Source organism: Patulibacter sp. NPDC049589 (assembly GCF_040675535.1).
GTDB lineage: Bacteria > Actinomycetota > Thermoleophilia > Solirubrobacterales > Solirubrobacteraceae > Patulibacter.
The window spans coordinates 1-9,445 of the sequence record NZ_JBFAPC010000193.1; the positions used below are offsets into that span (position 1 = coordinate 1).

Annotated in this window: 8 protein-coding genes; 3 read left to right on the forward strand and 5 right to left on the reverse strand. The window is 74.1% G+C overall.

The window, feature by feature from the left end:
• Positions 1-1,016 (reverse strand): methylmalonyl Co-A mutase-associated GTPase MeaB (gene meaB, locus AB0L40_RS24170; RefSeq protein WP_364360737.1); only part of this gene is annotated, 1,016 nt, incomplete at its 3' end.
• Positions 1,017-1,476: 460 nt separating this feature from the next.
• On the opposite strand from meaB, the gene AB0L40_RS24175 reads away from it, so the two are divergent.
• Both AB0L40_RS24175 and AB0L40_RS24180 read left to right on the forward strand, forming a co-directional pair.
• A complete protein-coding gene (locus AB0L40_RS24175; protein WP_364360739.1) occupies positions 1,477-1,866 on the forward strand; it encodes a hypothetical protein in 390 nt (129 codons plus the stop codon).
• A 68-nt stretch (positions 1,867-1,934) separates the two neighbouring features.
• The gene (locus AB0L40_RS24180; RefSeq protein ID WP_364360741.1) at positions 1,935-2,402 is read left to right on the forward strand and encodes a VOC family protein; all 468 of its coding nucleotides are present in this window, start codon (positions 1,935-1,937) and stop codon (positions 2,400-2,402) included.
• A 70-nt stretch (positions 2,403-2,472) separates the two neighbouring features.
• On the opposite strand, the gene AB0L40_RS24185 is transcribed toward AB0L40_RS24180, so the two are convergent.
• From AB0L40_RS24185 to AB0L40_RS24200, 4 genes are all read right to left on the reverse strand, one after another.
• A complete protein-coding gene (locus tag AB0L40_RS24185) occupies positions 2,473-2,754 on the reverse strand; it encodes a hypothetical protein (RefSeq protein ID WP_364360743.1) in 282 nt (93 codons plus the stop codon).
• 257 nt (positions 2,755-3,011) lie between these two features.
• The gene (gene scpA, locus AB0L40_RS24190; RefSeq protein WP_364360745.1) at positions 3,012-5,333 is read right to left on the reverse strand and encodes a methylmalonyl-CoA mutase; all 2,322 of its coding nucleotides are present in this window, start codon (positions 5,331-5,333) and stop codon (positions 3,012-3,014) included.
• Positions 5,330-7,555, reverse strand: coding sequence for a methylmalonyl-CoA mutase family protein (locus AB0L40_RS24195; protein ID WP_364360747.1), 2,226 nt, complete (start codon positions 7,553-7,555; stop codon positions 5,330-5,332). Before AB0L40_RS24195 ends, scpA begins: the two co-directional genes overlap by 4 nt.
• A gap of 208 nt (positions 7,556-7,763) precedes the next feature.
• Positions 7,764-8,618, reverse strand: a complete 855-nt coding sequence (locus tag AB0L40_RS24200; protein WP_364360749.1) for an alpha/beta fold hydrolase — start codon at positions 8,616-8,618, stop codon at positions 7,764-7,766.
• Between the two features lie 129 nt (positions 8,619-8,747).
• Between AB0L40_RS24200 and AB0L40_RS24205 the strand changes: the two genes are divergently transcribed.
• On the forward strand, positions 8,748-9,338 hold the full coding sequence (locus tag AB0L40_RS24205) for a TetR/AcrR family transcriptional regulator (protein ID WP_364360751.1): 591 nt from the start codon (positions 8,748-8,750) through the stop codon (positions 9,336-9,338).
• The last annotated feature ends 107 nt before the right edge of the window (positions 9,339-9,445 follow it).

Here is a 9,445-nt window from a genome sequence, read left to right on the forward strand (position 1 = left end):
GCTGAGCTACTGCCGCGACTCCGAACCCATTCGGCAAAGGCACGAAGCATTCCTCGAGCACGCTCAAGAAAGACGATGTCTCGTGCTTCGAGCACCGCGTCGCGGGCCTCGGCCAGCGCGTCCTTCACGCCCGGGCGGTCGTGGAAGGCGGCGAGGACGACCTCCTCGACCTGCTGGCGCAGCCACCCGAGCTGCTGGTCGGCGCGGCGCCGTTCCAGCTGGCCGGAGGCCTCCATGTTCGCGCGGTGCTGCTCGACGGTGTCCCACATCTCGGCCAGGCCGATGCCCTCCGCCGCGCTGGCGGTCAGGACCGGGGTCTTCCAGCCGGGGGTGGCCTCGGGGAGCATCCGCAGGGCGTGGCGGTAGTCGCCGGCGGCGCGCTTGGCGGCGCGCACCGCGTCGCCGTCGGCCTTGTTGACGACGATCAGGTCCGCGACCTCGACGATGCCGCGCTTGATGCCCTGCAGCTCGTCGCCGGCGCCCGGGACGAGCAGCAGCAGGACGCAGTCGACGAGGTCCGCGAGCTCGGCCTCGCTCTGGCCGACGCCGACGGACTCGACGATGATCACGTCGAAGCCCGCGGCCTCGCAGAGGACCATCGCCTCGCGGGTGCGGCGCGCGACGCCGCCCAGCACGCCCGACGTGGGGGACGGCCGGATGAACGCGTCGTCCAGCACCGACAGGCCCTGCATCCGCGTCTTGTCGCCGAGGATGCTGCCGCCCTGGCGCGTCGAGGAGGGGTCGATCGCGAGCACCGCGACCTTGTGGCCGCGGTTGACGAGCCAGACGCCGAGGGCCTCGATCGTCGTCGACTTGCCGGCCCCGGGGACGCCGGTCAGGCCGATCCGCCGCGCCGCGCCGGTCTTCGGCAAGAGGCGCGCCATGACCTCCTGGGCCAGCGCGCGGTCGGTCTGCAGGCGGCTCTCGGCCAGCGTGATCGCGCGCGACAGGATGGCCCGATTACCGGCCAGGAGGCCGGCCTCGAGCTCGTCGACGGTGGGACGCGGGCGGGCCATGGGGCAGGGACGCTAGCCGTCGGGGCCGACGCGCGCGGGGCCGCGGGCCGGCCGGTGGCCGCCGGGATCGGTGGCACGCCCCGCGGAGGCCGGCGGACAGGTGGACGACGCCGGCGGCCTCCGGACGCCGACTCTCGCCGCGTCGCGCGATCACGACCGTCCCCCGTCGAGCTGCAGCCGACCGACCGCCGTCCGGCTCAGCAGGTGCGAGCCGGGGCGGGGGACCAGGGCGAGAGCCTCGTCCGGCGCCCTCGGCCTCGGAACGGCCTCCGGCGCACCGGGATCTCGTCACTCGTGACGGTCGGGCTTCGGGGAACGAGGACTCCTGCCGATACGGGTCGTATGCACCGTCCCGACCAGGAGCCCACCCCCACCCACGACGCCGGAACGCTCCGGGAAGCCGCGCCGGAGGTCGGCTCCGTGCGGATCGACGGGGCTGGCCGGGGCCGTGGGGGTGTCGATGCTCGGGACGAGGTCGGCGGAGTTCGCGACCGGGGTGCGCGTCCTGGAGCAGCGCCTGCACCGCCGGCTCCGCCACGACGAGGGCCGGTCGTACCAGGTGGGCGCCGGCTACGAGCGCTGGACCGCGGACGACGCCGAGGTCCTCGTCTACGCCGACGCGCAGCCCGAGGACACCGACGCCGTCCGCCGGGTCGCGGTCGGCGGCCACGACGACGTCGCACAGGATCTCGAGGCGGGCCGGCGCGATCGGCCCGTCGAACTCGGACCGGACGCCGTGCTCGGCGCGGACGCCGAACATCGCTGGGCTCCTCGATGCCGCCGATGCCGGTGCCGGCAGGCTCGTCCGGCCGGCGAGCGCCGACGCGCCAACTCCGGGCCACGCCGATGAGTTCCGCCGGGGGCCGCCGTCTAGCAGGCAGACCATCACCGAACCCCCACCTGGAGACCAGATCCACCATGACCACCCCCGCCCACGCCGGCCGCGCCTTCTTCGTCAACCTGCCGGTCGAGGACCTCGAGCGCAGCAAGGCGTTCTTCGCCGCCCTCGGCTTTCCCTTCAACCCGGCCTTCTCCGACGAGAACGCCGCCTGCATGCTGATCGGGGAGCAGGCCTTCGCCATGCTCCTGACCCGCGAGAAGTTCGCGGAGTTCTCGAAGCTGCCGCTCGCCGACCCGCGGACCCACGCGCTGGCGCTCTACTGCTTCAGCGTCGACGCACGTGAGCAGGTCGACGCGGTCTCCGCCACCGCCCTGGCCCAGGGCGCGGTCGAGGCCGACGGTGCCGAGGACTACGGCTTCATGTACTCGCGCAGCTTCTTCGACCTCGACGGCCACGGCTGGCAGATCATGTGGATGGACCCGGCCGCGGCGGCCCAGGGCCCCGAGGAGTTCGTGGCCTCGCAGAGCGAGGGCGCCACCGCCTGACCGCCGCGTCCCGTTCGCCGGCGCGTCCGCGGACCCGGGTTCCGGGGACGCGTCGCTCCCGGCCACCGACTCAGACGGTCCCGGGCTCCGGCTCGATCGGCCCGTCCGGCCCGACGGGGCCGTCGGGGTCCAGCGGCAGGTCCGGATCCGCGGGCAGGTCCGGGTCCAGCGGCAGGTCGGGATCCGGCGGCAGGTCCGGATCGGGCGCCGGCGCCGGGTCCGGCGCGGGCTCGGGCGGGAAGTCCGGGACCGGCTCGGTCGGGTCCAGCGGCGGCAGGTCGGGGACGGTCCCCGGCTCCGTGGTCGGCGGGGCCGGGACGGGCACCTCGAGGACGTGCGGGGCGTTCGTCATGGCGCACGCGTACCCCGTTGTGGCTCCTCCGACCATCGCCGTTGGCCCGATCGGCACCTGCGCGGACCGCCGAACCCGAAGGGTGCACAGCGATCTCGGCGGATCCCGGCTGCTCCGCATGCGCGTTCCAGCAAGCCGCGGCGAGGAGGATCGGCTTCGGCGGATCTCGCAGGTCGCCGACCGGTCCCGCCCCGGGCGCGGGCCGCGCCCCGCCCCGGGTCCAGCGTCCCGGGCTGCGCCCGGGCCGCACGCCGCCCTCAGCTCGCGGTCTCCGCCTCGGCCGCCGGAGCGGCGTCCGGATCGGCCACGCCGTCCGGGTCGATCGTCGGGACGGCGGCGGCCTTCGCGGCGGGCCCCTCGGTCGGGATCTCGAGGTCGAGCTTCTCCATCAGCAGGCGCAGCAGGCCGCCGGCGGCCGTGCCGATGACGGTGCCGGGCGGGTAGATCGCGTCCGCGCCGCCGGCGCGCAGCTCGTCGAAGTCCTGCGGCGGGATGACGCCGCCGGCGACGACGAGCACGTCCTCGCGGCCCATGTCGTTCAGCGCCTGACGGAGCTGCGGCACGAGGGTCAGGTGACCGGCGGCCAGCGACGAGGCGCCGACGACGTGCACGTCGGCCTCGACGGCCTGGCGGGCGACCTCCTCGGGCGTCTGGAAGAGCGGTCCGATGTCGACGTCGAAGCCGAGGTCCGCGAACGCCGTCGCGATGACCTTCTGGCCGCGGTCGTGGCCGTCCTGGCCCATCTTCGCCACGAGGATGCGGGGGCGGCGGCCCTCTTGCTCCTCGAAGTTCTCGACGAGCGCCTTGGTGTCGTTGAACGTCTTGCTCAAGGTCCCGACCTCGCTCCGGTAGACGCCCGAGATCGTGCGGATCTGGGCGGTGTGGCGCCCGAAGACCTTCTCCAGGGCGTCCGAGATCTCGCCGACCGACGCGTGCGCGCGGGCGGCGTTCACGGCGAGGGCGAGCAGGTTGCCGTCCTCGGCGCCGGCGCCGGTGGACTTGCGCGACGCGCCCTCGGTGAGGGCCTCCAGCGCGGCCTGCACGCGCGGCTCGTCGCGCTCGGCGCGCAGCTTCTGCAGCTTCTCGATCTGCCGGGCGCGGACCTCGGCGTTCTCGACCTTCAGGACGTCGATCTGCTCGTCGACCGCCGGCTGGAACTTGTTGACGCCGACCAGGGTCTGCTGGCCGGAGTCGATGCGCGCCTGGGTGCGGGCGGCGGACTCCTCGATGCGGAGCTTCGGGACGCCGGCGTCGATCGCCTTCGTCATCCCGCCGAGCTCCTCGATCTCGGCGATGTGCGCCAGCGCCTTCGTCGCCAGCTCCTGCGTCAGCTTCTCGACGTAGTAGGAGCCGCCCCACGGGTCGATGACGTCCGTGGTGCCGGTCTCCTGCTGGAGGAACAGCTGCGTGTTGCGGGCGATGCGGGCCGAGAAGTCGGTCGGCAGCGCGAGCGCCTCGTCCAGCGCGTTGGTGTGCAGCGACTGCGTGTGGCCCTGGGTGGAGGCCATCGCCTCGACGCAGGTGCGGACGACGTTGTTGTAGACGTCCTGCGCGGCCAGCGACCAGCCGGACGTCTGGCAGTGGGTGCGCAGCGAGAGCGACTTGGGGTTCTCGGGCTGGAACTGCTCCTTCAGGAGCTTCGCCCAGATGAGGCGCCCGGCCCGCATCTTCGCGACCTCCATGAAGAAGTTCATGCCGGTGGCCCAGAAGAACGACAGGCGCGGCGCGAAGCGGTCGACCTTCATGCCCGCGTCGAGGCCCGCGCGGATGTACTCGATGCCGTCGGCGATCGTGTACCCGAGCTCGAGGTCGGCGCTCGCCCCGGCCTCCTGCATGTGGTACCCGGAGATCGAGATCGAGTTGAACTTCGGCATCTCCTGCGACGTGAACGCGAAGATGTCCGAGATGATCCGCATCGACGGCGCGGGCGGATAGATGTAGGTGTTCCGGACCATGAACTCCTTCAGAACGTCGTTCTGAATCGTCCCGGAGAGCTTCGCGACGTCGACGCCCTGCTCCTCGCCCGCGACGATGAAGAGCGCGAGGATCGGCAGCACCGCGCCGTTCATCGTCATCGACACGGACATCTTGTCCAGCGGGATGCCGTCGAACAGCGTGCGCATGTCGAGGATCGAGTCGATCGCCACGCCGGCCATGCCGACGTCGCCCGCGACGCGCGGGTTGTCGGAGTCGTAGCCGCGGTGGGTGGCCAGGTCGAACGCGATCGACAGGCCCTTCTGGCCGGCCGCGAGGTTGCGGCGGTAGAAGGCGTTGGAGAGCTCGGCCGTGGAGAAGCCGGCGTACTGGCGCACGGTCCACGGCTGGTTGACGTACATCGTCGGGTACGGGCCGCGCAGGAACGGCGCGAAGCCCGGCCGGGTGTCGAGGAAGTCGAGGCCCTCGGAGTCCTGCGAGCCGTAGGCGGGCTGCAGCTCGATCTGCTCGGGCGCCGTGAAGCGCAGCTCCTCGACCGGCCGGCCGGCCGCGGCGGCCGCGACCTCTTCGATCTTCGCCGTGCTGACGGGCTCCTGCTCGACGTCGCCGAGGGTGGCCTGCGAGAGGTCCGGGATGCTGCTCATCGCGCGCTCTCCGTCCGGGTGGTGACAGGTCGGTCGAGGGTGCTCAGCGCGTCGCCGAGGATCTCGATCATGTCGACGCCCTGCTTGACGCCGCGGTCGGCGCCGAGCGCCTGCGCCCGCTCGTCGTTCCCGCCGACGAGGTAGACGACCTTCGCGCCCGCGTCCCGCAGCGACGAGATCGCGGCCGAGAGCACGTCGTCCTCGGCCTTCGGGCCGCCGGCGACCGCGGCCAGCACGGCGCCGTCGGCCTTCAGCAGGTCGCCCGCGGCCGACGGGTCGTCGAGCGGCTCGGACTGGATCGTCGCCAGCCCGCCGACGCCGAAGAAGTTCTGCGCCCAGGTGGCCTGTGCGGCGTGCGCGGCCAGCGGGCCGAGGGCGGCGAGGAAGACCCGCGGGCCGTCGTCCCGGACCTCGGCCCCGCCCACGCCCGCGTCGGCGGCGGTCGTGGCGGCGCCCTCTCCCGACGCGTGGTCGGAGGAGGAGGTTGCGCCTCCGGCCGGCGAGGCCGCCGCGGCGCGCAGCTGCTCGAACGGCTCGGCGTCGCGGCGCGTCGGCAGGCCCGTCGCGTCCAGGTCGGTGACCGGGCCCCAGCCGGCGAGCGTCGCGAGCTCGTCGATCCGGGCGCCCGCCTCGGCGGCGCTCAGGAGCTGGGCCAGGAGCTGGTCGCCGGCGGCGTCGTCCACCGACGGGCGGTCCAGCGCGCCGTCGGGCAGCGGGCCCCGCTCGGCCAGGCGGTCGTTCTCGGTGCGCACGAACGCCGCGCGGTCGACGGGCTCCGGATGGACCTTGTCGTCGGCCAGGAGCGGGAAGACGTTGACGCCGGTCATCTCGCGCTTGCGGCGCGAGAGCTCGCCGCGTCGGCGATCGGCCTGCGCGGCGAGGTCGCCGGCGAGCGCGTCGCCGGTCAGCACGGCCGGCGCGCCGCCGGCGGCCTCGATCTCGGTGACCTTCGCCCAGGCCTCGCGGGCCATCGCGTCGGTCAGGGACTCGACGTACCAGGAGCCGCCGGCCGGATCGGCGACGCGACGCAGGGCCGACTCCTCCTGCAGCACGAGCTGGGTGTTGCGCGCGATGCGGCGGCCGAGGCCGCCCGGGGCGGCGGCGCCGACCGCGTCGGCGACGACGGCGTCGAACGGCGTGACCGTGAGGCCCTCGGCCCCGCCGACCGCGGCTGCGAAGCCGGCGGTCGTGGCGCGCAGCATGTTCGACCACGGGTCGATGCCGGCGAGCATGCGGTCGCTGGTGCGGGCGGTGAGGAACGAGCGGCGACCCTCCTCCGGGACGCCGGAGAGCTCGAGCACGCGGGCCCAGAGGCGGCGGAAGGCGCGCAGCTTGGCGATCTCGCCGAACTGGTTGGTCCCGACCGTCAGCGTGAACTCGATCTGCGTCGCGGCGCGGGCGGGCTGCAGCCCGGCCTGCTCGGCGGCGCGCAGGTACGCGACGCCGGTGGTGATCGCGATCGCGAGCTCGCGGACGGGGGTCGCCCCGGCGTTGACGTACGCGCGGGTGTCGACCGCCAGCGCCCGGACCTTCGGGAACGTCTCGGCGACCTCGGCGGCGATGCGGCCGGCCATGGCGATCGCGTCGGCCGGGTCCTGGGCGAGCGCGCCCTCGGCGGCGAGGGTGCCGAGCGGGTCGATCCGGAGCGAGCCGATCGCGTCCCGGTCGGCCACGCCGCGGCGGCGCAGCAGGGCGAGCAGGAGCGCGCCGGTCGAGACGGCCTGAGCGCCGCCGTCGACGGCGATCGGGGCGAGCTCGACGAAGACGCCCTCGAGGACGGTCTCGAGGTCGTCGACCGTGGAGACCATCGTGCCGTCGACGCCGCGGGTCGCCGCGAAGGCGTCGGAGCCGGGGGCGTGGCCGCCGCGCGCGGCGCGGTCCGGGCGCAGCTCGATGGCGGTCGCGCCGCCCTCGAGGTCCTCCATCAGGGCCTTGTTCGCGGCGCGGCGGTCGGGGTGCGCCTGCTGCTGGCGGATCTCCCAGGCGGCCTCGTCGGCGCCGGTGCCGCTGTTCGTCCCGCGGACGAACGGCGCGAGGCCCGGGACGCCGCCCGGATCGCTGGCCAGTGCGTCCTCGCGCGTGTAGAGCCAGTTGACCTCGATGCCGTCCTCGGTCCGGGACACCGTGGGGGTGTCCTCGGGGACCTTCGCGGCCTTGAGCGCCGCGGCGCGCCAGTCGTCGTCGGGAACCGGTGGGAAGTCGGCAGCCAGGGGCTCGGTCATTCGCGGCACTCCATCGAGGGTTGCGACCCTGCGTCGCAGACCCCTGAGCCTATCCCCGGCGCTTGCACGGTGCACGCTGCCCTAGCACTCCGCCCCGACGGCACCTCCGTCGGGGCGGGTGAGCGTCCCCCGGAGCGGTGCCCCACGTCCCCGGTACGGGGGATCCGCCCCCTCCGACCGGCGGATCTTGCGGGCGCCGCGGCGGCGCTCAGGCGTGGGCGAGCGACCACTCCAGCGCGTCGTCGGCGACCTGCTCCCAGCCGGGCTCGCCGGCGGTGAAGTGCGAACGGCCCTCGTACTCCTTGAGCTCGGTCACGGCCGGGCTCTTCTTCCAGCGCTTCAGCAGCTCGCGGACCGTCGAGGCCGGGACCGTGCGGTCGAGGCTGTTGCTCATGAGCAGCAGCGGCGCGCGGTCCGGGTTCTTCAGGTCCGCCTTGTTCTGCGGGTTGGGGACGAGGTTGCCGAGCGCGGCCTGGAACAGGGGCCGGCCGGGGCCGGGCACGTGGTACCGGTCGTACGCGACGCGGGCGGCGTCCTCGTCCAGCGCGTTGGCGAAGCCCCAGTGGAACTGCTCGAACGTCAGCTTGACCGTGCGCTTGCGGTTCCTCGGGTTGCCGAGGACCGGGAACGCCGCCTTCAGCTGGGCGGGCGGCAGGGCCAGGACGCCCTTGACCGCGGCCGGCGAGATCGCGACGCCGACGGCGCCGAGCCCGCGGTCGAGCAGCAGCTGCACGAAGAGCCCGCCGAACGAGTGGCCGATGAGGATCGGCGGGGTCGGCAGCGCCTGGATGATCGCGGCGTAGTGGTCGACGATGTCGGTGATCCCGATGCCGTCCATCCCCGAGGGATCGGCGCGCACCGCGTCGACGTCCTCGGCCTCGCCGGGCCAGCGCGGCACGACGACCGTGAAGCCCGCGGCCTCGTAGCGCGCCTTCCAGTGCTCCCACGAGAGCGGCGTCAGCCACAGGCCGTGGATGAGGACGATCGTGTCGGGCTTGCCGGGGGCGGCGGCGACGGCGGTCTGGGCCGCGGCGTCGAGGGTGGTGTCGGTGGTGGCGCTCATGGGGTGCTCCGGGAGGACGGCGGTGACGGTTCGGTGGGAGACAGATCGTTCTGTCTGCGTGCAGCATGCTCCTCCTCCCGGGCGTTGTCAAGCGGCTCGACAGAACGGTCGTTCTGGTACGGTCGGACCATGCTTCCGAGTGCCACCGACGCGGCTCCCCCGAAGCCGTCCGCGGCCCGCGATCGCCTGCTGGAGACGGCGTCGCGGATCTTCTACGCGGAGGGCGTCCACGCCGTCGGCGTCGACCGCGTGATCAGCGAAGCCCAGGTCACGCGGGCGACGTTCTACCGCCACTTCCCCGGCAAGGAGCTGCTCGTCGAGGCGTACCTGCGGGCGGCGGACGTGGACATCCGGACCCGCGGCGCGGCGGCCGCGGAGGCGCTCGGCACCGGCGATCCGCTGGCCCTCGTCCGCGCGTTCGTCGCCGGCGTCGGCGACGAGATCTGCCTGAGCGGCTTCCGCGGCTGCCCGTTCATCAACGCCGCGGCGGAGTACCCGGACCCGGACAGCGCGGTCCGCGTCGTCGTCGACGAGCACCGCGCGTGGTTCCACGACACGCTCGAGGCGCTGCTCACGGCCGGCGGCCACGCCGACCCCGCCCACGGCGCCCGGGTCCTCGTCCAGCTGCGCGACGGCGCGATGGTCGGCGGGTACCTCGGCGACCAGGAGACGGCGCGGGCGACGCTGATCGCGGCCGCCGAGGGCGTGATCGGGGGCTGAGCGGGCGGCCGGCGGGCCGCGGCCGGACAGCGGAGGACCGCGCCGTCGATGCCTCGCCCCCGCCTGTGGCGTCCCGTCCCCGAACGACCGGGGGGCCGGCTCGCGCC

Excerpts from the sequence above, each read along its gene's own strand:
- AB0L40_RS24175 (WP_364360739.1), top strand. The coding sequence starts at position 1,477 with ATGCTCGGGACGAGGTCGGCGGAGTTCGCGACCGGGGTGCGCGTCCTG.
- AB0L40_RS24180 (WP_364360741.1), top strand. The coding sequence starts at position 1,935 with ATGACCACCCCCGCCCACGCCGGCCGCGCCTTCTTCGTCAACCTGCCG.
- AB0L40_RS24185 (WP_364360743.1), bottom strand. The coding sequence starts at position 2,754 with ATGACGAACGCCCCGCACGTCCTCGAGGTGCCCGTCCCGGCCCCGCCG.
- scpA (WP_364360745.1), bottom strand. The coding sequence starts at position 5,333 with ATGAGCAGCATCCCGGACCTCTCGCAGGCCACCCTCGGCGACGTCGAG.
- AB0L40_RS24195 (WP_364360747.1), bottom strand. The coding sequence starts at position 7,555 with ATGACCGAGCCCCTGGCTGCCGACTTCCCACCGGTTCCCGACGACGAC.
- AB0L40_RS24200 (WP_364360749.1), bottom strand. The coding sequence starts at position 8,618 with ATGAGCGCCACCACCGACACCACCCTCGACGCCGCGGCCCAGACCGCC.
- AB0L40_RS24205 (WP_364360751.1), top strand. The coding sequence starts at position 8,748 with ATGCTTCCGAGTGCCACCGACGCGGCTCCCCCGAAGCCGTCCGCGGCC.